Consider the following 22,168-nt stretch of genomic DNA (forward strand, 5'->3'; position numbering starts at 1 on the left):
GGTAAATATAGGGCGCTGACAGGTTGCCGGGGTTTATCGATATTTTTTGTCATCACCGGAAAATATCGGGTAGTTCCGGGAGGGATCGCAGACGAAATTCGGCCAGGAGATTAGCAGGGTTTGACGCTGTGATCGTGACCGGAAATATCCGGCTAACAACAGAGGGTACAAGGGAAATATCAGTAGTGATGAGGCTCATGCGAAGGGGAAATAACGGCAGCCGCAGACGGGTAATTTTTTGACACAGATTGTCATGAGAGTAGCGGAAATACATCGGTAACAAGCCCCCGGTTAACGGGACAACTGCCGTTAACCGGGAGCAGAGATCACGGAACTGATATTAACGTTTCGCTAACAAAATTCCGAAGACCACACCGACAGCGGCACCGATACCGGCGGCAGGCAGCGGATTTTCACGGATCCAGTTACCTGCGCAACAGGTTTCACCGTCATCCCCCTTCAGGGTGGCACGCGCTTTTTTCAGTAACTGCTGAGCATTTTTCTGTGCCTCTTCCAGACCATCCTGAGCATCATCAGAATAAGACTTCAGTAATGCTTCAAGGCTGTCTGCGAGTTCACCCACTTCCAGTTCACTTTCTTCGGCTTCAGACTTTTTGTATTTCGTTGGCATTTTTTCTCTCCGTGTTATATCAACCTGTTAATAAGCATAGCCCGGGATTTGGACTATGCTGTCAGTTAAGGAAAATTCCGAATGATCCGAGCCACAAGGCAGGGTGGCTGCGTTACAGTGAGCCGGCATGATAAGAATTGAGGGGATTTACTATGTATTTACGTCCGGATGAAGTGGCCCGTGTACTGGAAAAAGCGGGTTTTGAAATGGATCTGGTGACACCTAAAACTTACGGGTACCGCAGGGGTGAAAACTATGTCTATGTCAACCGGGAAGCCCGGTTAGGGAGAACGGCTTTAGTCATTCATCCGACATTAAAAGAAAAGAGCCAGCATTTTGCTGAACCGGCATCAGACATCAAAACCAGTGATCACTATAAAGAGTTTCCGCTCTACCTGTCGACAGACGAGCAGGAACATTACGGTATCCCTCATGGGTTCAGTTCCAGAATGGCCCTGGAACGCTATCTCAGTGGCGTCTTTGGATAAGCGGTGATACAACCGGCAGTGACAAACAGCCCGGGGCCTGGCTGTTTGTCACCCCGCACTTACTGTGCCGTCGGCTTAACCATCGGTGCCCGGTGAGGTTTAAATTTCTCCAGAAACTGATGCTGGAAAATACACATACGGATAGTGTTTCGGTATTCCCCGTTGATGAAAAACTCGTGTTTCAACACCCCTTCGGTTTCGAACCCCAGCTTGCTATAGATATGAATCGCTTTCTCGTTTTCCTCATCAACAATGAGATAGAGTTTATAGAGATTCAGCACCGAAAAGCCATATTCCATCGCCAGCCTGGCGGCCTGACTGGCCAGCCCTTTCCCCTGGTGAGCCGGGTCGATAATTATCTGAAACTCAGCGCGCCGGTGGACATGATTGATTTCGACCAGTTCCACCAGTCCTGCGTTTACACCCGCATGCTCGACCACAAACCGGCGCTCTGTCTGATCATGAATATGCTTATTATACAGGTCGGTCAGCTCCACGAAGGCTTCATACGGCTCTTCAAACCAGTAGCGCATTACACTGGCATTGTTATCCAGCTGGTGGACAAAATGCAGGTCTTCCCGCTCCAGCGGGCGAAGTTTTATCGTCATTTGCAGTTCCTGAAGGACTGATTTACGTTGCGTCAGAAAGTATGCCACGCCTGCGGTCTTCTCTGAAAGGCAGGGAAGGCGACCTGAGGGACTATCGTTGAGAATAACGTGCTCTGGCACAAGGATTGCATCGGAATAGCTGATTAATTAGCAGGGGAGGCCAGCTCCCCCTGATTCAGGAGAGCCACGATGAAAAAGAGCCCTTGCCAGCAATATGGTCTGGCAGAACATTACCCGCGCGACCTGAAAGGCTACGCCGGTACTCCGCCAAAGGCGGCCTGGCCTGGTGGTGCGAAGATAGCGGTTCAGTTCGTCCTTAATTATGAAGAGGGCGCCGAGAACCATATCTGGCATGGCGATGCGGGATCAGAGCAGTTCCTGTCAGATATTATTGGCGCAGCCAGTTATCCCTCTCAGCACATGTCGATGGATTCACTGTATGAATATGGCTCCCGGGCCGGGTTCTGGCGTATTCACGGGGAGTTTGTCAGACGTGGTCTGCCATTGACGGTATTCGGGGTGGCGATGGCGCTGGCCCGTCACCCTGAAATCGTCTCAGCCATAAAAGCAGCGGATTTTGACGTGGTCAGCCACGGCTGGCGGTGGATCCACTATCAGGATATGTCGCCGGAACAGGAGCGACAGCATATGCAACAGGCCATTGAGGTGCTGACAGAGTTATTCGGTCAGCGGCCGACAGGCTGGTATACCGGGCGTGACAGCCCGAACACCCGGCGCCTGCTGGTGGAACAAGGCGGCTTTCATTATGACAGTGATAACTACGGGGATGATTTACCTTTCTGGACCCCGGTCACGTGCAGCAGCGGAGAAACCCGCCAGCATCTGGTGATCCCTTACACTCTGGAATGTAATGATATGCGGTTCTGCACGCCGCAGGGGTTTAATACCGCAGAGCATTTCTTTACCTATCTGCGGGACAGTTTCGATGTGCTGTATGAGGAAGGCGCGACCACGCCTAAAATGATGTCGATTGGTATGCACTGCCGTATTCTTGGCCGGCCGGGGCGCTTCCGTGCCCTGCAGAAGTTTCTTGATTATATCGCAGACTTTCCGGATGTCTGGGTCTGTACCCGCCAGCAGATCGCAGAGCACTGGACGACCCATCACCCTGCACCTTAACCGTCGGGTCACTGTCCCGGCCGGGACAGTGACCCGATATCACGACATCAGGCTCACCTGAGCCGCCACTATCCGCCAGCCTTCGGGGAATCGCACCCAGCTTTGCTGTTGCCGGCCGATTTTATCGGTCGTGCTGCGGGTGAACTCTGTACTGCAGACCGCAAAATCATCGCCATAGGTCGTGATCACCGTGTTCTGCAGTACCCGCTCCAGGTTAGCTGAAGGCCTGCCGGCACGGAATGCCTGGATCTGTTCGATGCCGTACAAATTCTCGCCGGCACCCAGGCGGACGGTATGGGGACTGTGCCAGAATAATTCATCCAGCACTTTGATATCATTGGTCGTCAGGGCTTTTTCGTAGCGACAGAACTGCCTGGTGACTTCTTCCAGCACATCGGGCTGGTTAATGACCGGTGTATTCATGCATGAGCATCCATTAATGAAAAGGGCGGCAGGGTAATATTCATCTGTTCCAGGGCCCGCGCTGCGCGGAGGGCGACCGCTTCTTTAAACGGCGCGGCAATAATCTGTACCCCGACAGAGAGGCCGTTTGCTGCGGCCAGTGGCACGGTACACACCGGTAAACCAAGGAATGAGATGGGCTGCGTCAGCATCCCCATACTGGCCCGGACCGGCAGGTCCTGATGATTTATCCGCATCGTCTCCTGATTAATGACGGTTGCACTGCAGGGCGTCGCCGGAGCCAGTAAAATATCCACATTATCGAATAATGGCAGCACCTGATCACGGAAGTGACGGCGGAAACGCTGGGCCTGCACATACCAGCTGGCGGGAAGCATAGCACCGGCCAGCAGACGCTCACGCGAGTGAGGTTCAAACAGTTCCGGCGACTGCCGCAAGGCCGGCAGATACTGGTTGCCCCCCTCACAGGCACTCAGGATAAAGGCGGCCTGCCTGGCCAGTTCCGCCCCGGGAAGTTCCGTCTCTTCTGTGGCATTCAATGCCCGCGCTACGGTGGCGACGGCCCCCCGGGCCTCATCATCACACCATTGAGAGAAATAACCGCCCAGAACACCGACCCGTAACCCGGACACGGACTGAGTCAGTGCCGGTGTTGCGGCGTCAGCGGGACGTGCGGATTGAAATGCATCCTGCGGATCATGGCCCTGCAACTGGTCATAAACCAGTGCCAGATCGTCGACAGTCCGGGCAAAGGGACCGATATGATCGAGGCTGCCGACAAAAGGATGAGTACCGTGGCGGGATAGCCGGCCGAAGGTCGGTTTCAGTCCGAAGATACCACAGAGCGCAGCGGGCACCCGTATCGAACCATTGGTGTCAGAGCCGAGGGCGAAAGGGACCAGGCCGGCGGCCACGGCGGCAGCGGACCCTCCGGAGGAACCGCCGGCAATACGCTGTAAATCTCTCGGGTTATGGCAAGGACCGTAATGCGTGTTTTCGGTGGTAAAACCGTACGCATAGGCATCCATATTCAGCATGCCGGAAAGCAGGGCGCCCGACTGGTGTAACCTGGCGACGGCCGTGGCATCGGCCGTCGCCGGCGGACGGTTGCAAAATAGTTTCGCCCCGGCCACGGTTGCGTAGCCTTTAACATCGAACAGGTTCTTTACCGCATAAGGGATCCCCGCCAGCGGACTGCCTGGCTGACCTGCCATAAACTGTTTATCTACGGCGGCGGCTTCCCGCAACATGCGTTCTCCGGTGACCTCGGTCCAGGCATTCAGTTGCGGATTGAAGGTGGCGATGGACTGTAATGTCTGCCGGGCAATATCGGTGGCACTTATTTCACCACGCAACCGGGCCTGACGGAGTTCAGCGATGTTTAATCCGTTGAGTGTCATAACGTATAAACCCCGCCAACTTCCAGACGGTCATCCAGCGGATAGTCCATTAAGGGCTGAGCCATACCGGCAATACGGGTGAGCTGTACCAGCAGTTCAGCCCTGCGTTCGTCGGTCAGTGTCAGGTCAAGAATTTGTTCCATCAGGGTCAGATAGGCTGACCAGGTATCGGATTGTGTCATAGTTTTCTCCTCAGAAGCCGGCAGCACTGCCGTTACTGCGTGGATCGGATGCACCTTCAAGCATGCCATTCACATGGCGGACAATGGCGCCGGCATGACCGGTGGCTTCACTGAAATCGCTGAGTAATTCGACGTCGTGGCCCATTTTTTTCAGTGCATCAACGGTGTCGTGACTGAAACGGCTTTCCAGCTTGAGAGACTCAGACGAATCTCCCCAGGTGCGGCCCAGCAACCAGCGCGGTGCGGTAATTGTTTGCTGTAAAGGCAGGTTCTGCAGGACATAGCGGGTGAACAGCGTTGCCTGGGTTTGCGGCTGGCCATCGCCACCCATGGAGCCGTAGACCATCACGCGGCCGTCTTTCAGACGGGCCGCAGCCGGGTTCAGGGTATGAAAGGGTTGTTTACCCGGCGCCAGGGTCAGCAGGTGATCCTTTTGCAGCGTAAACGCGGCACCGCGGTTCTGCCACAGGATCCCGGTATCAGGGATCACCACACCGCTGCCAAATTCGTGGTAAATGCTCTGGATAAAGGAGACGGCCATTCCGTCTTTATCGATAACCCCCATCCATACGGTATCTCCGGGATCGCGCTGTCCCGCATCGGCAGCCGCGTGCTGCAGATCTATCGCCGAGGCTAAGCTGTCCAGCATCTCTGCTGACAGCAGGTCCTGTGCTTCTGTCTGCATTTCCCGCGGGTCGGTCAGCCAGTGATCCCGAAGCGTAAAGGCCTGCCGGGTGGCTTCAACGATACGATGAATGGTATCGACTTCACCGGCCTCCGGCAGGCCGAGCCTGTCGGTGATCCCGTTAATCGCCAGTGAAACCAGCCCCTGCGTCGGCGGGGCCAGATTGTAGAGGGTACCCGCGCTATGATTTAAATACAGCGGGGCTTTCTGTTTTGCATGATGCGCCTGCAGATCATTCAAGGTAACCGGCATCCCCAGTGATTCCATTCCGCGGGCGATCCGGCGGGCCAGTGCCCCCCGGTAAAAGCTATCCAGTCCTTCAGAGGCCAGCGTTTTCAGGGTATCTGCCAGCGCAGGCTGGGTAAAGCGGCTGCCGGCGTCGGGCGCCTGTCCCCCGGGGAGATAAATATCTGCAAACCCGGGCTGATTCTGCAACTCCTGCTGTTTCGCGGCACTGGCCGCCGACTGAGATCCGGATACCGGCATACCTGAAGCCGCGTAATGAATGGCGTCGTCCAGTAATTCAGCCACACTCGCCGGTGCATAACCCAGCGTCTCTGACACTGTCAGGGCTTCCTGCCAGCCACTGACGGTGCCGGCGACCGTCAGGGCCGCTTTCGGCCCGCGGTAAGGAATACGGTCCATCCCCTGATAAAACTCGTGATTTGCCAGGCTGCCTGCAGCACCGCTCGCATCAATGGTGATCGGTTCACCTTCCGGGGGCACAATCAGCCAGAAACTGTCACCGCCCAGACCATTCATATGCGGATAAACTACCGCGATAGTGGCGGCGGCGGCGACCATCGCTTCGATGGCGTTGCCTCCTTTTCGCAGCACGGCTAAGGCACTTTCACTGGCCAGATGGTGCGGGGTTACCGCCATACCGTTAGGCGCAATATTGCTTTGTATCATCTCTTCCTCAGAACGGGTCTTACAGTGATACCGTCTACCTAGCAATTTTTGTTCCGTTTCTGGTTTTTTTGTGCCGGGACGTAACTATGGATCGAATTATGCTAGCTTCTGCTGTAACGAATGTTGCAGGAGGGATGATGAAACCACTGGACCAACGGCTGGAAGGCCATTATGACCAGCTTTCACCTCAGGAGAGGCGGGTTGCTGATTTTGTGATCGATCATTTTGATGATGTGATCAGTTACAACAGTGCTGAACTGGCACGCCTTAGCGGGGTATCGAAAGCCACCGTCAGTCGCCTGTTTAAGCGTCTGGGGTATGAAAAATATAAAGATATGCACGATGAGCTGCGCACCCTTCGCCAGACAGGTATGCCGTTAACGGATAACCGCGATGCGGTGCAGGGCAATACGCTGCTGGCCAGACACTATAAGCAGGAACTGGCTAACCTGGCGCACTGGTCCGGCACGCTGGATGCACAGCAGTTTGCCCGCATCATTGACGCATTAAGCCGTGCCCGTCGGGTCGCTGTTTTCGGTCTGCGTAATGCCTATCCGGTGGCGATGCACCTGCGGTTACAGCTGATGCAGGTTCGCGGGCAGGTACAACTGTTACCGACGCCCGGGCAAACGTTATCTGAAGAACTGGTCGACCTGGCGCCGGAAGACCTGGTGGTGGTGGTAGCCTTTCGCCGGCGTCCGGCCATTATCCGGCCATTACTGGAACAGCTACAGCGTCAGTCCGTCCCGGTACTGATGATCAGTGAACCGAATGTGGGATCTCTGCAGGCGCTGGTGGACTGGCACCTGGTCTGTCCTCTGGAAAGTGTGTCGGCGTTTGACAGTTACAGCGCCGCCATGAGTCTGATTAATTTACTGTCGAATGCCCTCCTACACGAACTACTGGCCAGCGGGCGTCAGCGTATTCATCAGATAGCCGATCTTTATCAGCAACTTGAGGAGCTGGAACGTCGATGACGGGGCACCATGCTGGTGCTTTGCATTATTACGGTGCGCAGTTTTTGCGCACCTGTGAATACCCTCCGCGAGAATTCTTCTTTAATACGGTTATTTCCTGACTTTTCCCCGGCGTGTGTGATTGGCACATTAGTTGCAGTTATTGAGATCAAAGAATCTTTTGTTTCATGACCGTTCAGGGGAAAATATGAAAAAGTTATTAATGGTTTTCGCGGGAGTCGCATTACTGGCAGCCCAGAGCACCGCAGTACTCGCAGATCAATTGCAGGATATCCAGAAACGGGGAGTTCTGCGGGTAGCCGTGCCACAGGATTTTCCTCCGTTTGGATCGGTCGGCACCGATCTCCAGCCGGAAGGCTATGACATTGATATGGCCGGGTACCTGGCGAAGCAAATGAAACTAAAGTTACAGCTGGTGCCGGTCAGCAGTGCTAACCGGGTGGCATACCTGCAAACCAATAAAGTCGACCTGGTCATTTCGAGCCTCGGGAAAAATGCAGAGCGTGAAAAAGTCATCGATTTCAGCCGCGCTTATGCCCCGTTTTTCCTGGGGGTGTTTGGTCCGAAAGGACAGCAACTGAAGGACCCGGCGGCACTGAGTGGTAAGACTATCGGTGTCACCCGTGGTGCCGTTGAAGATATGGTACTGACGGCGATTGCCCCTAAAGATGCCTCTATCCAGCGTTATGAAGACAACAATACTACGTTGTCTGCCTATCTCTCCGGTCAGGTTCAGTATGTGGCGACCGGTAACCTGGTCGTTGCTGCGATTAACCGTGAACACCCGTCAGCAGCCCTGACCTCTCAGTTTACCCTGAAAGATTCTCCCTGCTTTATTGGTCTGAAAAAAGATGAGCCTGCCCTGAAAAATGAAGTTAATACGCTGATTGGCGAGGGTATTAAAGACGGTACCCTGAATAAGATGTCTGAAACCTGGATGAAAGCTCCTCTGCCGGCCAGCCTGGGGAGCTAAGATTCGTTTATGACAGGACATCTCGATTTTCCGGCCCTCTGGCCATACCGGCAGGAATTACTCTCCGGGTTGTGGGTCACCCTTCAGCTGAGTGTACTCGCCACCCTGGGAGGCGTGGGCCTGGGGATCCTGGGGGCGGCGATCCGTAGCGGTAAAACCACTCTGCTTAGCCGCCTGTGGGGAGGGTATGTGGCGGTGATCCGCAATACCCCGTTTATGGTCCAGTTATTCTTTATTGTGTTCGGCCTGCCAAATATCGGTTTTCGTCTGACGGCCGGGGAAGCCGCATTGTTAACCATGATCATTAACCTCGGGGCCTACAGTACGGAAATTATTCGTGCAGGGATCCAGGTCACTCCGAAAGGACAATGGGAAGCCTGCCGGGTGCTGGGCCTGACGCGGCTGCAGACCTTTTTACGGGTCATCCTGCCTCCGGCATTACAACGTATTTATCCGTCGCTGGTTGGGCAATGCATCATTGTGATGCTGGGGTCGTCGGTCGTTTCTCAGGTTTCTTATCAGGAACTGACCTTTCAGAGCAGCCTTATTCAGTCGCGCACCTTTCTGAGTTTTGAGGTTTATCTGGTCACCACAGCGATTTATCTGTTGCTGTCCATTGCTATGCGTCAGCTCTTAATGTTGATCGGTCGCCGCTGGCTGGGAGTCTCCGCAAAATGATGACATTTACTGACTGGGACATTGTCCGCAATTTACTGCTCGCCGGGCGCTGGACAATCCTGTTATCGCTGGTGGCTTTTTTCGGCGGCACGCTGACCACGATCCCTCTGTTGCTGATGCGTCTGAGCCGGTTCCGTGTGCTGCACCTGCTGGTGCGCGCTTATTGCGGACTGTTTCAGGGAACCCCGTTGCTGATGCAGCTCTTCCTGGCATTTTTCGGCGTGGCGTTATTCGGGATCGATGTCTCCCCCTGGACGGCGGCGTCCGTGGCACTGACCCTGTATACCAGTGCATTTCTGCTGGATATCTGGTACGGCAGTATCCGTTCGCTACCGAAAGGACAGTGGGAAGCCTCCCGTTGTGTCGGACTCACTTTTACGCAAACGCTTATCCATGTCGTGGTTCCTCAGGCATTCCGCGTGGCGCTGGCACCCACCGTCGGGTTCGCGGTGCAGGTCATTAAAGGTACCGCACTGGCTTCTATTATCGGCTTCGTCGAACTGACCAAAGCCGGCACCATGCTGACTAACGTCACTTTTGAGCCGTTCAGGGTCTTTGCTCTGGTCGCCCTGGGGTATTTTATTTTGTGTTATCCGCTGTCCCGTTACAGCCTCTATCTGGAGAAGAAATTCGATGCCTCTCATCACCATTAATCAGATGCAGAAATTCTACGGTGATAACCATGTTCTGAAAGGGATTGATCTCGATATTGATGCCGGTGAAGTGGTCTCTATCATCGGGCGTAGCGGTTCAGGAAAAAGCACCTTGTTACGCTGTATTAACGGCCTTGAGAGCTATCAGGAAGGCAGTATTAAACTGGGCGGCATGACGATCACCTCCAGTGACAGTCAGGCCAAAACGATCAGCCAGTCCATTGGTATGGTTTTCCAGAGCTTTAACCTGTTCCCCCATATGACAGCGCTGGAGAATGTCATGCTGGCTCCGCGACTGGTGCTGAAAAAGAGTCGTGCGGAAAGCCGCGATCTGGCCGCCCGTATGCTGGAGAAGGTCGGGCTGGGAGAGCGGCTGAACTATTCCCCCGCCAGCCTTTCCGGCGGGCAACAGCAGCGTGTTGCTATTGCCAGAGCACTGGCGATGCAACCGAAGGTGCTGCTGTGTGACGAAATTACTTCAGCGCTGGATCCCGAACTGGTCGGGGAAGTGTTACGGGTGCTGGAACAACTGGCTGCTGATGGCATGACCCTGATCCTGGTGACCCATGAAATGAACTTTGCGAGAGAAGTCGGGGATCGGGTGGTGTTTATGCATCAGGGGAAAGTCCGCGAGCAGGGGGACAGCAAAACCTTCTTTACACATCCGCAGACAGCAGAACTTAAACAGTTTATCTCTACGGTTCGTTTGTAATCACTTCTTTTAAGGAACGCATTATGGATCTCAGTCAGATTTCTTCCATCAATCCGCCTCAACGATTACTGATGGGCCCCGGTCCGATCAATGCCGACCCACGGGTACTGCGGGCGATGTCCAGTCAGCTGATCGGACAATACGATCCCGCCATGACCGGTTACATGAATGAGGTGATGGCGCTGTACCGTGGGGTCTTTTGCACTCAAAACCCGTGGACACTGCTGGTTAACGGGACGTCGCGTGCCGGAATTGAAGCGATTCTGTTATCCGCCATTAAACCTGGCGACAAAGTGCTGGTGCCTGTGTTCGGGCGTTTCGGACACCTGTTATGTGAAATCGCCCACCGCTGCCGTGCAGAAGTACATACCATTGACGTCCCGTGGGGAGAGGTGTTCACGGCAGATCAGATTGAAGATGCCATCCGCCGCATTAAACCGCGTCTGTTGCTGACGGTCCAGGGTGACACATCGACCACGATGTTACAGCCGCTGGCGGAACTCGGTGAAATCTGTCGGCGTTATGGCGTGTTGTTCTATACGGATGCGACCGCCTCGCTGGGCGGAAATGCGCTGGAAACGGATGCCTGGGGGCTGGATGCGGTATCGGCCGGGATGCAGAAATGCCTGGGCGGGCCTTCGGGCACGTCCCCGGTGACTCTCAGCGCACAAATGGAAGAGGTGATCAGACGGCGCAAGCGTGTTGAGCAGGGGATCCGGACGGACGCTCACCAGGACGGAGAGGATGAAATGATCTATTCCAACTATTTCGATCTTGGCATGATCATGGATTACTGGGGGGCAGAACGGTTGAACCATCATACGGAAGCGACCAGTGCATTGTTTGCCGCCCGCGAATGTGCGCGGATCCTTCTGCAGGAAGGGATCAGCGAAGGGATTGCCCGGCATAAGCTGCATGGTGATGCGATGCTGCAGGGGATCCGTGCCATGGGGCTGACGGTCTTTGGCGATGTCCGTCATAAAATGAATAATGTGCTGGGCGTCATGATCCCTGCACAGGTCAATGGCGATCAGGTGCGAAGCATGATGCTGAACGACTTCGGGATCGAGATAGGCACCTCATTCGGACCGTTGCATGGCAAAGTCTGGCGTATCGGCACCATGGGATATAACGCGCGTAAGCAGTGCGTTCTGCAAACCCTGACGGCCCTGGAAGCGGTGCTGAATCGCCTCGGCTTTATCACCCGTCAGGGGGCCGCGATGCAGGCCGCGTGGGATCACTATCTGACGGAAGCACCTCATGCAGAATAAAATGAGCGTCCTGCAGGCGCAACAGGCCGGAGAGCGGGCGATGGCCCGCTGTGATTCTCTGGCGATGATCAGTGAAACCGAAGGGCAGCTGACCCGGGTGTATCTCTCGGCTGAACATCTCCGGGCTAATCATCTGACCGGTCAGTGGATGAAAGAAGCCGGTATGAACGTCTGGCAGGATGAGGTCGGGAATATTTGCGGGCGTTACGAAGCGCAGACACCGGACGCCCCCGCCATCTTACTGGGCTCTCATCTGGACAGCGTGCGTAATGCGGGAAAATACGACGGCCCGCTGGGCGTACTGACGGCGATAGAAACCGTCAGCTGGCTGAATGCGCAGCAAATCCGCCTGCCGGTCGCTATCGAGATTATCGGCTTTGCCGATGAAGAAGGGACACGTTTCGGGATCACGTTGCTGGGCAGTAAAGGCATCACCGGACGCTGGCCCGCGTCCTGGCCGGCACAACCCGACGGTGAAGGGATCACCGTCGCGCAGGCGATGCAGTCTGTCGGCCTGCAGGCGGAGAATATAGCCCGGGCCGCCAGGCGCCGGGACGCGTTTATCGCTTACCTTGAATTACATATCGAACAGGGTCCCTGTCTGGAACAGGCCGGACTGGCGCTGGGGGTGGTGACTGCGATCAACGGCGCACGACGTCTGAACTGCTCCTTTACCGGAATGGCGGGCCATGCCGGTACGGTGCCGATGACCCACCGGAAAGATGCCCTGGCCGCAGCGGCGGAGTGGATGGTCTTTATCGAAAAGGCTACGTGCGAGGCCGACCCGTTATTAGTCGCAACGGTCGGGACCCTGACCTGTGAACCGGGAGCGGTCAATGTGATCCCGGGCGAGGTCAGGCTTTCTCTGGATATTCGCGGGCCGGAAGATGACCCGCTGGCAAAACTGCTGGCCACGCTGTTGCAGGAAGCTGATCAGATTGCGGCACGGCGCGGGCTGTCCTTCCGTGCAGAAGAGTATTATGGCATTCAGGCAACGACCTGCGATCCGGCACTGCGTAATGCTTTCAGTGAAGCGGTCACTGAGGTTCAGGGGCAGTCGCTCCTGTTACCCAGCGGAGCCGGACATGATGCCATTGCTATCGCGGAATGCTGGCCAGTGGCGATGTTATTCGTCCGTTGTGCCGGGGGGATTAGTCATCATCCGGCGGAATCAGTGACCACGGCGGATGTGTCGCTGGCGATACAGGCCTATTTACAGGCTATTATTAAGGTGGCGGAGTCGGCCGGTAGCGTGAACTCACGTAATGCGGAGAACGTCTGATGGATATTGAACAGTTTAATCAGCTGCCGCCTGCAGAGGCGAGGGCGGCGATTGAAAGCTGTGTGGCTATTCCTGCGTGGCAACAGCAACTGGTGGCTGCGCGTCCTTTCCTGTCGGTACAACAGGCGCTGGACTATGCGGATGGTTTATCCCGGCAGTGGCAGCAGACTGAATTAGCGCAGGCATTCAGTGCCCACCCGCGGATTGGTGAAAGAGCCTCAGGGCAGCGGGCACATCAGCAGGCTTCCCGCAGTGAACAGGCGGCGGTACTGATGGCTGACAGTCAGGTCCGGCAGGCAATAGCCGAGGGGAATCAGGCTTACGAAGCACGTTTTGGCCGGATTTTCCTGATCCGTGCCAAAGGGCGTACGCCACAGGAGATTCTGGAGCAACTCCGCCGGCGTTTGCATAATGATGACCGTGAAGAGTTGGGGGAGACCCTGGCGCAATTGCGTGAAATCACGTTATTGCGATTACAGGAGGTATTGTCATGAGTACCATCACCACACATATTCTGGATACGGCGCTGGGTAAACCTGCCCGTGACGTCCGCATTACGCTGGAGCAGCAATCGACAGAAGGCTGGGCTGAACTGGCGCAGGGTAAGACGGACGATGACGGGCGTCTGAAAACCCTGACACCGGAACCGGTGACTCCTGGTCATTACCGGCTGACGGCGGAAATCGGGGATTATTTTGCAATATCCGGGCGGCAGTCGCTGTATCTGACGGCGCAGATCGATTTTGTGATCCCGGAAGCCGGCAGTCACTACCATCTGCCGTTTCTGATCACCCCCTGGTCCTGGTCGACCTATCGGGGAAGTTAACCCGGCGGCGGTGATGGCGGACGGTTACACCGCCCGCCATCATGGCGGTTATTCCAGCGTAAAGCTGTCCGCATCACGCCAGGCCGGGAAGCGCTGACGGTAAGCCTGAAGTTCCTGCAGAGAGAGTGTGGCTGAGATCACTTCCGGCGTATCGGCAGCTGCGATCGCCAGCAGTTCGCCGGTCGGACTGATAATGCGGCTATCACCACTATAGCTCAATGCGTTAGCGTCCTGGCCGACGCGATTACATCCCGCGATATACGTCTGGTTTTCAATCGCTCTGGCCAGCAGGAGTGCCTGCCAGTGTGCGCTGCGTGCCGCAGGCCAGCTGGCGATATACAGCGCCAGGTCGTAATCATTCCGGTTACGCGAAAAGACCGGAAAGCGCAGGTCATAGCAGATCTGCGGAAGAATTCGCCATCCCCGCCATTCGATAATGACCCGCTCACGGCCCGCCTCGTAATGGTGATGCTCTTCACCCATTCTGAACAGATGGCGTTTATCGTAACGATGGATGTCTCCTGCGGGGGTGACCAGCAGAAAGCGGTTGACCGCGCCCTGATCCGTTTGCAGTGCCACACTGCCACCGGCCAGTGCGTCATACTTTTTCGCCTGAGCCGTCAGCCATTCAACGACGACGGATTCCGGCAGAGAAGACCGGGCGGCCTCCATTGCAAAACCGGTGGTAAACATCTCCGGTAACAGGATCAGATCACTGTCAGGAACGGTCTCCAGTACCTGCCCGAAATGACGTAAATTGGCCTCCCCGTCCATCCAGACCAGAGGCTGCTGAAGCAGGCTAATCTTTAAATCCGGCATAAGCGCTCCGCGGCAGCCTCCAGAGTCGGCTCCTGTTTCGCAAAACAGAGACGGATCAGTTTATGCGGAAACTCACCGTCACAAAACACGGACAACGGGATCGCTGCCACACCGACTTCTTTGGTCAGCCACTGACAGAAGCTGACATCATCCAGATCTGAAATTGCACTGTAATCCAGTAACAGGAAGTAGGTGCCTTCACAAGGCAGGACCCGGAAACGGCTCTCCTGTAGGGCATTGATCAGGAAGTCACGACGTTGCCGGTAGAATGCCGGCAGATCGAGATAATGCTCCGGTTCTTTACGCAGCATATCTGCCAGCGCCAGCTGTGCCGGGGTATTGACGGCAAAGGTCAGGTACTGGTGAACCTTACGGATTTCGGCAGAGATCGCCGCCGGTGCCACACAGTAACCCACTTTCCAGCCGGTCATATGATACGTTTTTCCGAAGGAGGAAACGGCAACCCCGCGCTCGCGCAATTGCGGATGCTGCAGAATACTGAAATGTCCTCCCTCAGCAAAACAGATGTGCTCGTAGACTTCATCACTCAGGACATAGGTTTCCTGCTGGCCGATAGCCTGCCAGAGTGCATCAAAATCGGCAGCCTGCCAGACGGTTGCGGTCGGGTTATGTGGCGTGTTGAGGATCACCAGGCGCGTTTTATCAGACAGTAATTCAGAAAAGGCCTGCCAGTCAGGGCGAAAGGCCGGGGGCTGAAGGGCAACACGTTTCAGCACGCCACCGGACAGTGCCACGGCAGGTGCATAACTGTCATAACTCGGGTCAAAGCAGATCACTTCATCACCCGGCCTGACCAGCGCCGTGATGGCCGCAAACAGTGCCTCGGTGGCCCCTGCGGTAACGGTGATATCGGTGTTCACATCCGGCGTGTAATTATAGCAACGCTGTGTTTTTTCAGCGATAGCTTCGCGAAGGGGCTGAACCCCGGTCATTGGCGCATACTGGTTGGCCCCCTGACTGACATGCCAGGCCAGTTGCTGTTGCAGGTATTCCGGACCATCAAAGTCAGGGAAGCCCTGTGACAGATTAATTGCCTGATATTCTTGTGCCAGAGCACTCATCTGACTGAAGATAGTGGTGCCCAGGGCCGGAAGTTTACTGTCGGGAGTGAAAGTATGCTGCGTCATTATTACTCTGCCTTATCGACGGCTATCTGTATTAAGAGATAAATCGTGTGTGTGACCAAAGCCTTTATTGATGCCACTATAAACAGGATGGTAATATTTGGCAATCAAGACACTTAGATGGCTAAACAGAAAAACAGCCGGCAGATCCTGAAATAATAATGTTTTTCCTGCAAATATCAGGCAGCTGTGCTGCGGAGGTAGAATGATTCGAGCAATTGTGACGGATATCGAGGGCACGACCAGTGATATCCGCTTTGTACACCAGGTGCTGTTTCCTTATGCACGTCAGCATCTGGAAAGCTATATCCGTGAAAACGCTCAGGCACCGGCAGTGTCTCAGGCGCTGGAGAGTTTACGCCACGAACTGGCGCAGCCGGAGGCGACGACGGATCAGCTGATCGAAGCGTTATACCGGTTTATGGATGAAGACCGTAAATCAACCGCGCTGAAAGCCCTGCAGGGCATGATCTGGCGGGATGGCTACGTCAACGGGAGTTTTACCGGACACCTCTATCCGGATGTCTTACCGGCCCTGAAACAATGGCAGACTCAGGGGCTGACCCTGTGCGTCTATTCCTCGGGATCCGTGGCTGCACAGAAACTGCTGTTCGGTTACAGCGATGCCGGAGATATTACCGGGGTCTTCAGCGACTATTTTGATACCCATGTCGGGGCCAAGCGGGAAGAGCAGTCCTACCGCAATATTGCCGGTAAGCTGGGGCTACCGGGCGAAGCCTTACTCTTTTTATCGGATATTCATCAGGAGCTGGATGCCGCGCGTGCTGCGGGCTGGAAAACCGTTCAGCTGATCCGTGGCGAGGCTGACCCGGAAAGCGTGCATCCGGCGGTGAGCAGTTTTGAACAGATTACACCGGAGACCTTCTGAAATGAGTGCATTAACGATTTTTAGTGATCAGGACGCCAGCCAGCCGGTCTGGCAGAGTGAAGATGCAGCGCAGATCCGTGAAAAACTGGCGCAACAGGATGTTCGTTTTGAACGCTGGGCGGCCGACCGTGATCTGGGGGCCGATCCGACGCCGGAGACGGTGCTTGAAGCCTATCAGCATGCGATTGATAAACTGGTGGCAGAAAAAGGTTACCAGAGCTGGGATGTGATCAGCATGCGTGCCAGTCATCCGGAGAAACAGGCGTTACGCGAGAAGTTTCTTTCGGAGCACACCCACGGTGAGGACGAGGTCCGCTTTTTCGTCGAAGGGGCGGGGTTGTTTTGCCTGCATCTGGGCGGACAGGTGTATCAGATCCTGTGTGAGAAAAATGATCTGATCTCGGTCCCTGCCGGCACGGCCCACTGGTTCGATATGGGATCGGAACCTAACTTCACGGCTATCCGTATTTTTGATAATCCGGAAGGCTGGATCGCCCGTTTTACCGGCGATCCGATTGCTGAAAATTATCCCCGCCTCGCCTGACCAGGTTTAGTTCGTCTGTGGCCGGAAAATACCTTCGGCCACCTGCTCCGGCGTGATAAGCCCCGTATCCAGTACCCAGCCACTGATCAGCGCTGCAGGCGTGACATCGAAGGCCGGATTATGGACCCGGATGTTTTCCGGGGCCCATTGTACGGCCCCGAAACTCCCTGCGACACCGGTCACTTCCCCGGCAGCCCTCTGCTCTATCGGAATATCTTTTCCTGACGGACAGTGACGATCCAGAGTGGTGTGCGGGGCTGCCACGTAAAACGGGATCTCATGATAGCGGGCCAGTACCGCCAGGCTGTAAGTGCCTATTTTATTGGCTACATCACCGTTTGCCGCAATCCGGTCTGCACCGACCCAGATAGCATCGACCTGTCTGTCGGCCATCAGTGCCGCAGCCATGCTGTCGGTGATCAGCTGGCAGGGAATGCCGGATTCCGACAGTTCCCAGGCGGTCAGACGTCCGCCCTGCAGCAGAGGGCGGGTTTCACCTACCCAGACATGGGCCACTTTCCCCTGTTGCCAGCCGCGGGTTATTACGCCGAGTGCGGTACCGACGCCCGCGGTTGCCAGCCCCCCGGTGTTACAGTGCGTCAGAATACGGCTGCCCGCGGTGATCAGCGGCGTGCCGGCCAGCGCAATATTGTCACAGAGCTGCCTGTCTTCATCGACCAGACGCAATGCCTCACGGATCAGTGCGGTGACATAGTCTTCTGCCGCCAGCGCTTCCTGCATTCTGTCCAGATTATTCATCAGATTCACGGCCGTCGGACGGGCGGCGCGCAGCGTGAGTAATGAATCCTGAAGATCGGCTCGTGACATTCCCTGCTCAGCCTGCAGGGCCAGCAGGAGTGAAGCCGAAAGGCCAATCAGTGGCGCTCCCCTGACACGTAAGGCATGGATATGGCCGACAAGTGCGTCGGTATTGCCGGCACTGAGCCAGTTTTTTTGTTGCGGAAGGGCCTGCTGGTCAAGGATCCAGAGCTGGTTATCGGTAATTTTCAGGCTGGTCGTTTGCAGAGTTTGCATCAATATTATTTCCGGGTTGCTTCACTGAGGAATAGTATGCCAATATGCGGGGCAGAATAGAAGTGTAGACGTCTGAAAGGCTCAGGCGCAGAGAATAATAAGAGAGGAAAAGGCAATGTCACAATACCGAACCTTCACCGCCACAGATGCTGTGGAATACGCCAGGCAGTTTTCCGGGCTGGAAAACCCGCAACAACTGACACAGGCGCTGGAAGTGGGTGACGGTAATCTGAATCTGGTGTTTAAAATTCTGGATCAGCAAGGTAAAAGTCGTGTCATTGTTAAACAGGCTCTCCCTTATGTGCGCTGTGTCGGTGAGTCCTGGCCGCTGACGCTTGACCGGGCCCGTCTGGAAGCTGAAACGCTGATTGAACATTATAAATACAGCCCGGAGCATACGGTTCATGTGACCCATCTTGATGCCAGCCTGGCGGTGATGGTGATGGAAGACCTCTCTGAGTATAAAATCTGGCGGGGAGAGCTGGTGGCGGGAAAATCCTATCCGCAGGCTGCCCGTCAACTGGGTCATTATCTGGCCAGTGTTCTGTTTTCTACCTCTGATTTCGCCCTGCACCCTCACGAAAAGAAGGCGCAGGTGGCTCGCTTTATCAATACCGAGATGTGCGAAATTACCGAGGATTTGTTCTTTAACGACCCTTACATTGAGCATCCGCGTAATGATTATCCGCCGGCCCTGGAGCCATTAGTCGCCTCACTGCGTGAAGATGCTGAATTGCGTATTGCCGTCGCGGAACTGAAACACCGTTTTCTGACCCATGCTGAAGCCCTGCTGCACGGCGATATTCATACCGGATCGGTTTTTGTAACCGACAGCGGGCTGAAAGCCATCGATGCGGAATTCGGTTATTACGGTCCGATGGGCTTTGACCTTGGCACCGCGATGGGGAATTTACTGCTGAACTACTGCGGCGTCCCCGGTCTGCTGGCCCCGAGAGAAGCGGCAGAAGCCCGCGACCAGCGTCTCGCTGAGATCATTACGTTGTGGCAGACCTTCAGTGATGAATTCCTGACACGCAGCGAGCAGACCACCCGGGATGTTGCGCTGGCAGTGCCGGGATATGCACAGAAGTTTCTGCAGAAAGTCTGGTGCGACGCGATCGGGTTCTGCGGGACGGAATTGATCCGCCGTACGGTCGGCATGTCTCATGTTGCCGATATCAGCAACATTGCCGACGATATGATGCGTACTGATTGTCTGCGTCATGCCATCACACTGGGACGTACTCTGATTCTGGCCGCCGGCCATATCAGTGATGCCGAATCACTCGTCGCCCGAATCCGTCAGGTGGCCTGATCAGCAAGTCATGCCACACTCGTGGCATGACTTCCGGCCGGAATGCGCTCATAGACGTGGATGCGTCTGACGTAACAGCCTTTATATACCTGCACGTCATCCCATCATGATAACGCCGTCATAGGGCACCCGTCAGCTTATCTGTCGCCCTGGTGACCGGACAAGGTAAGACCCCCCCCAAAAAAAAAGACCACTGTGGGGCTGTCCATGAGTAATATTTCAGGGTTAAGACGGGATCCCTGTAGCACAGTGTGCAGGATCCTGTGACAGAGGCTTGCGCTGCCCGACGATTGGGCTACACTGGCGGCGTTAATTTTCCGATGTAAGGACATCCCCTATGTACCAGGATATTATTCGTTCAGAACTGAATGAAGCCGCAGAAACGCTTAATGCCTTCCTGAAAGATGAAAACAATATTCATGCCATTCAGCAGGCGGCGACGTTGCTGGCGGACAGTTTCAAAGCGGGCGGAAAGGTACTTTCTTGCGGCAATGGCGGGTCTCACTGTGATGCTATGCATTTCGCGGAGGAACTGACCGGACGCTACCGTGAGAACCGTCCGGGATATCCGGCGATCGCGATTTCGGATGTCAGCCATATTTCCTGCGTCAGTAATGACTTCGGCTATGACTATGTCTTCTCCCGCTATGCCGAAGCGGTCGGCCGTCAGGGGGATGTGCTGTTAGGTATTTCCACCTCCGGAAACTCCGCCAATATTATTAAAGCCATTGAGGCTGCCCGCCGCCAGGGGATGAAAGTGATCACCCTGACCGGAAAAGATGGCGGCAAAATGGCCGGCAGTGCCGATGTGGAAATCCGGGTACCGCATTTTGGTTTTGCTGACCGTATTCAGGAAATACACATTAAAATCATTCATATTTTGATTTTACTGATCGAAAAAGAGATGGAAAAATAATCAGAGTATGACTTTCACGAAAAATACGCGGGCGGGCAGGCGATGGTGACTTGCCAGACCGCCGACCGCGTGTTATTTCTTTCGGTTATCACGGCTAAAAACGCCGGACCGTGGGATTGTGAGAGGTTATAACTGATGTGTGAATTGCTCGGGATGAGCGCCAACATACCGACTGATATCTGTTTCAGTTTTTCCGGGCTGGTTCAGCGCGGGGGAGGCACCGGGCCGCACAAAGATGGCTGGGGCATCACCTTTTATGAAGGTAAAGGATGCCGTACTTTTAAAGACCCGCTTCCCAGTATCCACTCGCCGATAGCCAGACTGGTCCAGGAATATCCCATCAAGTCACATTCCGTGGTGGCCCATATCCGGCAGGCAAACCGCGGCAATGTCTCGCTGGAAAATACTCATCCTTTCACCCGTGAGCTCTGGGGACGTCACTGGACCTATGCCCATAACGGGCAACTCAGTGATTATGAGGACCTGGATACGGGGTCCTTCCGCCCGGTCGGGGAAACCGACAGTGAAAAAGCTTTTTGCTGGATCCTGCATAAACTGGCCACCCGGTATCCGGCCCCCCCGGAAGACTGGCCAGCGATGTTCAGTTATATCGCGACACTGGCGGCGGAACTGCGGGAGAAGGGGGTATTCAATATGCTGCTGTCGGATGGCCGTTACCTGATGGCCTATTGTTCCACCCATCTTCACTGGATCACCCGACGTGCGCCCTTTGGTAAAGCCACATTGCTGGATCAGGATGTTGAAATCGATTTCCAGCAGCACACGACGCCTCAGGATATCGTCAGTGTGGTGGCGACACAGCCGTTAACCGGTAATGAAACCTGGCACAGGATTGTGCCAGGAGAGTGGGTGTTATTCTGTCTTGGTGAGCGTCAGGAAGGTCTTTGAGGGAGTCTCGCTGTTACCGCTGAACGGATTTTTGCGGAGCACATACTGGCCGTTTTCTACTGAGACCGCAGGCGGCTGTTTATTTTGCAGAAAATAGTCGTAACCCGGTTTCAGTTGTTTCCAGAAACTGTAATAGGCTGAATCCTGATGCCGCTGCATGTTCTGTGTTGTCATACGGAACGGAAAAATATCGACTTCCACTTCTGACTGTCCGTTACGCAGGGCAGCATTCACAAAGGTATAAATCTGGTCCATATAGGCGTTGGTCATGGCATAACAGCCAATGGACACGCAGTTACCATGGATCATCAGGTAGTTCCCGCTGTAACCATTGTCGCGATCATACTCGTTCGGAAAGCCGATGTTGATGGCCCGGTAAAAATGGCTGTCGGGATTCAGCTGATTCAGTTTTACAGAGTAAAACCCTTCCGGACTTTTGAAATCACCCTCCACACGCTTCGGGCCGAGTCCGCCCGAAAACTTGCAGATTTTGAAACTGTTCAGTAAACGGTATTCGTTGCCGACTTTACCGTATAAATCGAGTGTCCGTTCTTCCTTAAAGATCTGAATAAATACCGGCAGCCCCGGTAACTGCTGACTGAGCTGTTTACTCACGGGGGGCAACAGGCTGACTGAGTTCTGAGACGCGGCCAGACAATATGCCGGGAGTAAAAACATCGCAAGTAAGAGTGCGATTTTACGCATGCTGCAAATACCTTGAAAATGAGGGTGGAAAAGAACGTAACTTCGTTTAT

General features: G+C 55.0%; 26 protein-coding genes. 16 read left to right on the forward strand and 10 right to left on the reverse strand.

Translation table 11 applies throughout. The features are described from left to right. Positions 1 to 340: 340 nt before the first annotated feature. A complete protein-coding gene (locus JK223_RS12925) occupies positions 341 to 631 on the reverse strand; it encodes a DUF883 family protein (protein WP_212714585.1) in 291 nt (96 codons plus the stop codon). Positions 632 to 783: 152 nt separating this feature from the next. Here JK223_RS12925 and JK223_RS12930 point away from each other — a divergent pair, with 152 nt between their 5' ends. Continuing rightward, complete coding sequence (locus JK223_RS12930) at positions 784 to 1,119, forward strand: DUF2002 family protein (RefSeq protein WP_212714586.1); 336 nt, start codon at positions 784 to 786, stop codon at positions 1,117 to 1,119. Positions 1,120 to 1,178: 59 nt separating this feature from the next. On the opposite strand, the gene speG is transcribed toward JK223_RS12930, so the two are convergent. Further along, entirely contained in the window at positions 1,179 to 1,727 is a 549-nt protein-coding gene (gene speG / locus JK223_RS12935; protein ID WP_025902337.1) for a spermidine N1-acetyltransferase, read from the reverse strand. 189 nt (positions 1,728 to 1,916) lie between these two features. On the opposite strand from speG, the gene puuE reads away from it, so the two are divergent. Continuing rightward, complete coding sequence (gene puuE / locus JK223_RS12940; RefSeq protein ID WP_212714587.1) at positions 1,917 to 2,867, forward strand: allantoinase PuuE; 951 nt, start codon at positions 1,917 to 1,919, stop codon at positions 2,865 to 2,867. Positions 2,868 to 2,906: 39 nt separating this feature from the next. Here the strand turns inward: puuE and hpxZ are convergent, their stop codons facing one another. The 4 genes from hpxZ to JK223_RS12960 are packed head-to-tail and all read right to left on the reverse strand — an operon-like array spanning position 2,907 to position 6,469. Then, complete coding sequence (gene hpxZ, locus JK223_RS12945) at positions 2,907 to 3,290, reverse strand: oxalurate catabolism protein HpxZ (protein WP_212714588.1); 384 nt, start codon at positions 3,288 to 3,290, stop codon at positions 2,907 to 2,909. Beyond that, complete coding sequence (locus JK223_RS12950; RefSeq protein WP_212714589.1) at positions 3,287 to 4,690, reverse strand: AtzE family amidohydrolase; 1,404 nt, start codon at positions 4,688 to 4,690, stop codon at positions 3,287 to 3,289. The genes hpxZ and JK223_RS12950 overlap by 4 nt, the downstream gene beginning before the upstream one ends. After that, positions 4,687 to 4,872 carry an oxalurate catabolism protein HpxX gene (hpxX, locus tag JK223_RS12955; protein WP_212714590.1) on the reverse strand — a complete coding sequence of 62 codons (186 nt, stop codon included), beginning with the start codon at positions 4,870 to 4,872 and terminating at the stop codon, positions 4,687 to 4,689. Before hpxX ends, JK223_RS12950 begins: the two co-directional genes overlap by 4 nt. A gap of 10 nt (positions 4,873 to 4,882) precedes the next feature. Continuing rightward, a complete protein-coding gene (locus tag JK223_RS12960; RefSeq protein ID WP_212714591.1) occupies positions 4,883 to 6,469 on the reverse strand; it encodes a gamma-glutamyltransferase family protein in 1,587 nt (528 codons plus the stop codon). A gap of 137 nt (positions 6,470 to 6,606) precedes the next feature. On the opposite strand from JK223_RS12960, the gene JK223_RS12965 reads away from it, so the two are divergent. From JK223_RS12965 to uraH, 9 genes are all read left to right on the forward strand, one after another. Then, positions 6,607 to 7,446, forward strand: a complete 840-nt coding sequence (locus JK223_RS12965) for a MurR/RpiR family transcriptional regulator (RefSeq protein ID WP_212714636.1) — start codon at positions 6,607 to 6,609, stop codon at positions 7,444 to 7,446. Between the two features lie 187 nt (positions 7,447 to 7,633). Continuing rightward, a complete protein-coding gene (locus JK223_RS12970) occupies positions 7,634 to 8,419 on the forward strand; it encodes a transporter substrate-binding domain-containing protein (protein ID WP_212714592.1) in 786 nt (261 codons plus the stop codon). A 9-nt stretch (positions 8,420 to 8,428) separates the two neighbouring features. Next, positions 8,429 to 9,097, forward strand: a complete 669-nt coding sequence (locus JK223_RS12975) for an amino acid ABC transporter permease (RefSeq protein WP_212714593.1) — start codon at positions 8,429 to 8,431, stop codon at positions 9,095 to 9,097. Beyond that, positions 9,094 to 9,750 carry an amino acid ABC transporter permease gene (locus JK223_RS12980; protein WP_212714594.1) on the forward strand — a complete coding sequence of 219 codons (657 nt, stop codon included), beginning with the start codon at positions 9,094 to 9,096 and terminating at the stop codon, positions 9,748 to 9,750. Before JK223_RS12975 ends, JK223_RS12980 begins: the two co-directional genes overlap by 4 nt. Then, positions 9,731 to 10,462 carry an amino acid ABC transporter ATP-binding protein gene (locus JK223_RS12985; RefSeq protein WP_025902327.1) on the forward strand — a complete coding sequence of 244 codons (732 nt, stop codon included), beginning with the start codon at positions 9,731 to 9,733 and terminating at the stop codon, positions 10,460 to 10,462. The genes JK223_RS12980 and JK223_RS12985 overlap by 20 nt, the downstream gene beginning before the upstream one ends. A gap of 23 nt (positions 10,463 to 10,485) precedes the next feature. Continuing rightward, the gene (locus tag JK223_RS12990) at positions 10,486 to 11,733 is read left to right on the forward strand and encodes an alanine--glyoxylate aminotransferase family protein (protein ID WP_212714595.1); all 1,248 of its coding nucleotides are present in this window, start codon (positions 10,486 to 10,488) and stop codon (positions 11,731 to 11,733) included. Next, positions 11,723 to 13,015: an allantoate amidohydrolase gene (gene hpxK, locus JK223_RS12995; RefSeq protein WP_249213613.1), complete on the forward strand. Its 1,293-nt coding sequence runs from the start codon at positions 11,723 to 11,725 to the stop codon at positions 13,013 to 13,015. The genes JK223_RS12990 and hpxK overlap by 11 nt, the downstream gene beginning before the upstream one ends. Next, positions 13,015 to 13,509: a 2-oxo-4-hydroxy-4-carboxy-5-ureidoimidazoline decarboxylase gene (gene uraD / locus JK223_RS13000; protein ID WP_212714596.1), complete on the forward strand. Its 495-nt coding sequence runs from the start codon at positions 13,015 to 13,017 to the stop codon at positions 13,507 to 13,509. Before hpxK ends, uraD begins: the two co-directional genes overlap by 1 nt. Beyond that, entirely contained in the window at positions 13,506 to 13,841 is a 336-nt protein-coding gene (gene uraH / locus JK223_RS13005) for a hydroxyisourate hydrolase (protein WP_212714597.1), read from the forward strand. The genes uraD and uraH overlap by 4 nt, the downstream gene beginning before the upstream one ends. A 48-nt stretch (positions 13,842 to 13,889) precedes the next feature. On the opposite strand, the gene JK223_RS13010 is transcribed toward uraH, so the two are convergent. Both JK223_RS13010 and JK223_RS13015 read right to left on the reverse strand, forming a co-directional pair. Beyond that, positions 13,890 to 14,660 carry an amidohydrolase gene (locus tag JK223_RS13010; RefSeq protein WP_212714598.1) on the reverse strand — a complete coding sequence of 257 codons (771 nt, stop codon included), beginning with the start codon at positions 14,658 to 14,660 and terminating at the stop codon, positions 13,890 to 13,892. After that, positions 14,648 to 15,808 (reverse strand): pyridoxal phosphate-dependent aminotransferase, encoded by a 1,161-nt coding sequence (locus JK223_RS13015; RefSeq protein ID WP_212714599.1) that lies wholly within the window; start codon positions 15,806 to 15,808, stop codon positions 14,648 to 14,650. The genes JK223_RS13010 and JK223_RS13015 overlap by 13 nt, the downstream gene beginning before the upstream one ends. 202 nt (positions 15,809 to 16,010) lie before the next feature. On the opposite strand from JK223_RS13015, the gene mtnC reads away from it, so the two are divergent. Continuing rightward, complete coding sequence (mtnC, locus tag JK223_RS13020) at positions 16,011 to 16,694, forward strand: acireductone synthase (RefSeq protein WP_212714600.1); 684 nt, start codon at positions 16,011 to 16,013, stop codon at positions 16,692 to 16,694. Position 16,695: 1 nt separating this feature from the next. Beyond that, the gene (locus JK223_RS13025) at positions 16,696 to 17,238 is read left to right on the forward strand and encodes an acireductone dioxygenase (protein ID WP_212714601.1); all 543 of its coding nucleotides are present in this window, start codon (positions 16,696 to 16,698) and stop codon (positions 17,236 to 17,238) included. Positions 17,239 to 17,244: 6 nt separating this feature from the next. Here the strand turns inward: JK223_RS13025 and mtnA are convergent, their stop codons facing one another. After that, positions 17,245 to 18,273 (reverse strand): S-methyl-5-thioribose-1-phosphate isomerase, encoded by a 1,029-nt coding sequence (mtnA, locus tag JK223_RS13030; protein WP_212714602.1) that lies wholly within the window; start codon positions 18,271 to 18,273, stop codon positions 17,245 to 17,247. A 115-nt stretch (positions 18,274 to 18,388) separates the two neighbouring features. Here mtnA and mtnK point away from each other — a divergent pair, with 115 nt between their 5' ends. The 3 genes from mtnK (at position 18,389) to JK223_RS13045 (ending at position 21,413) form a co-directional block, all read left to right on the forward strand. Then, a complete protein-coding gene (mtnK, locus tag JK223_RS13035; protein WP_212714603.1) occupies positions 18,389 to 19,588 on the forward strand; it encodes an S-methyl-5-thioribose kinase in 1,200 nt (399 codons plus the stop codon). Positions 19,589 to 19,925: 337 nt separating this feature from the next. Further along, positions 19,926 to 20,504: a D-sedoheptulose 7-phosphate isomerase gene (lpcA, locus tag JK223_RS13040; RefSeq protein WP_212714604.1), complete on the forward strand. Its 579-nt coding sequence runs from the start codon at positions 19,926 to 19,928 to the stop codon at positions 20,502 to 20,504. Between the two features lie 135 nt (positions 20,505 to 20,639). Further along, positions 20,640 to 21,413 carry a class II glutamine amidotransferase gene (locus tag JK223_RS13045; RefSeq protein ID WP_212714605.1) on the forward strand — a complete coding sequence of 258 codons (774 nt, stop codon included), beginning with the start codon at positions 20,640 to 20,642 and terminating at the stop codon, positions 21,411 to 21,413. Here the strand turns inward: JK223_RS13045 and dpaA are convergent. Next, positions 21,378 to 22,118, reverse strand: coding sequence for a peptidoglycan meso-diaminopimelic acid protein amidase (dpaA, locus tag JK223_RS13050; RefSeq protein WP_212714606.1), 741 nt, complete (start codon positions 22,116 to 22,118; stop codon positions 21,378 to 21,380). The two genes, JK223_RS13045 and dpaA, sit on opposite strands and share 36 nt — an antisense overlap. Positions 22,119 to 22,168: the final 50 nt, after the last annotated feature.

Origin of the sequence: Tatumella sp. JGM118 (assembly GCF_018257515.1) — a bacterium.
In the GTDB taxonomy this organism is placed as follows: Bacteria; Pseudomonadota; Gammaproteobacteria; order Enterobacterales; family Enterobacteriaceae; genus Tatumella; species Tatumella terrea.

Bases quoted from the DNA above. Each gene is read 5' to 3' on its own strand.
- JK223_RS12925 (WP_212714585.1), bottom strand. From the start codon at position 631: ATGCCAACGAAATACAAAAAGTCTGAAGCCGAAGAAAGTGAACTGGAA.
- JK223_RS12930 (WP_212714586.1), top strand. From the start codon at position 784: ATGTATTTACGTCCGGATGAAGTGGCCCGTGTACTGGAAAAAGCGGGT.
- speG (WP_025902337.1), bottom strand. From the start codon at position 1,727: ATGACGATAAAACTTCGCCCGCTGGAGCGGGAAGACCTGCATTTTGTC.
- puuE (WP_212714587.1), top strand. From the start codon at position 1,917: ATGAAAAAGAGCCCTTGCCAGCAATATGGTCTGGCAGAACATTACCCG.
- hpxZ (WP_212714588.1), bottom strand. From the start codon at position 3,290: ATGAATACACCGGTCATTAACCAGCCCGATGTGCTGGAAGAAGTCACC.
- JK223_RS12950 (WP_212714589.1), bottom strand. From the start codon at position 4,690: ATGACACTCAACGGATTAAACATCGCTGAACTCCGTCAGGCCCGGTTG.
- hpxX (WP_212714590.1), bottom strand. From the start codon at position 4,872: ATGACACAATCCGATACCTGGTCAGCCTATCTGACCCTGATGGAACAA.
- JK223_RS12960 (WP_212714591.1), bottom strand. From the start codon at position 6,469: ATGATACAAAGCAATATTGCGCCTAACGGTATGGCGGTAACCCCGCAC.
- JK223_RS12965 (WP_212714636.1), top strand. From the start codon at position 6,607: ATGAAACCACTGGACCAACGGCTGGAAGGCCATTATGACCAGCTTTCA.
- JK223_RS12970 (WP_212714592.1), top strand. From the start codon at position 7,634: ATGAAAAAGTTATTAATGGTTTTCGCGGGAGTCGCATTACTGGCAGCC.
- JK223_RS12975 (WP_212714593.1), top strand. From the start codon at position 8,429: ATGACAGGACATCTCGATTTTCCGGCCCTCTGGCCATACCGGCAGGAA.
- JK223_RS12980 (WP_212714594.1), top strand. From the start codon at position 9,094: ATGATGACATTTACTGACTGGGACATTGTCCGCAATTTACTGCTCGCC.
- JK223_RS12985 (WP_025902327.1), top strand. From the start codon at position 9,731: ATGCCTCTCATCACCATTAATCAGATGCAGAAATTCTACGGTGATAAC.
- JK223_RS12990 (WP_212714595.1), top strand. From the start codon at position 10,486: ATGGATCTCAGTCAGATTTCTTCCATCAATCCGCCTCAACGATTACTG.
- hpxK (WP_249213613.1), top strand. From the start codon at position 11,723: ATGCAGAATAAAATGAGCGTCCTGCAGGCGCAACAGGCCGGAGAGCGG.
- uraD (WP_212714596.1), top strand. From the start codon at position 13,015: ATGGATATTGAACAGTTTAATCAGCTGCCGCCTGCAGAGGCGAGGGCG.
- uraH (WP_212714597.1), top strand. From the start codon at position 13,506: ATGAGTACCATCACCACACATATTCTGGATACGGCGCTGGGTAAACCT.
- JK223_RS13010 (WP_212714598.1), bottom strand. From the start codon at position 14,660: ATGCCGGATTTAAAGATTAGCCTGCTTCAGCAGCCTCTGGTCTGGATG.
- JK223_RS13015 (WP_212714599.1), bottom strand. From the start codon at position 15,808: ATGACGCAGCATACTTTCACTCCCGACAGTAAACTTCCGGCCCTGGGC.
- mtnC (WP_212714600.1), top strand. From the start codon at position 16,011: ATGATTCGAGCAATTGTGACGGATATCGAGGGCACGACCAGTGATATC.
- JK223_RS13025 (WP_212714601.1), top strand. From the start codon at position 16,696: ATGAGTGCATTAACGATTTTTAGTGATCAGGACGCCAGCCAGCCGGTC.
- mtnA (WP_212714602.1), bottom strand. From the start codon at position 18,273: ATGCAAACTCTGCAAACGACCAGCCTGAAAATTACCGATAACCAGCTC.
- mtnK (WP_212714603.1), top strand. From the start codon at position 18,389: ATGTCACAATACCGAACCTTCACCGCCACAGATGCTGTGGAATACGCC.
- lpcA (WP_212714604.1), top strand. From the start codon at position 19,926: ATGTACCAGGATATTATTCGTTCAGAACTGAATGAAGCCGCAGAAACG.
- JK223_RS13045 (WP_212714605.1), top strand. From the start codon at position 20,640: ATGTGTGAATTGCTCGGGATGAGCGCCAACATACCGACTGATATCTGT.
- dpaA (WP_212714606.1), bottom strand. From the start codon at position 22,118: ATGCGTAAAATCGCACTCTTACTTGCGATGTTTTTACTCCCGGCATAT.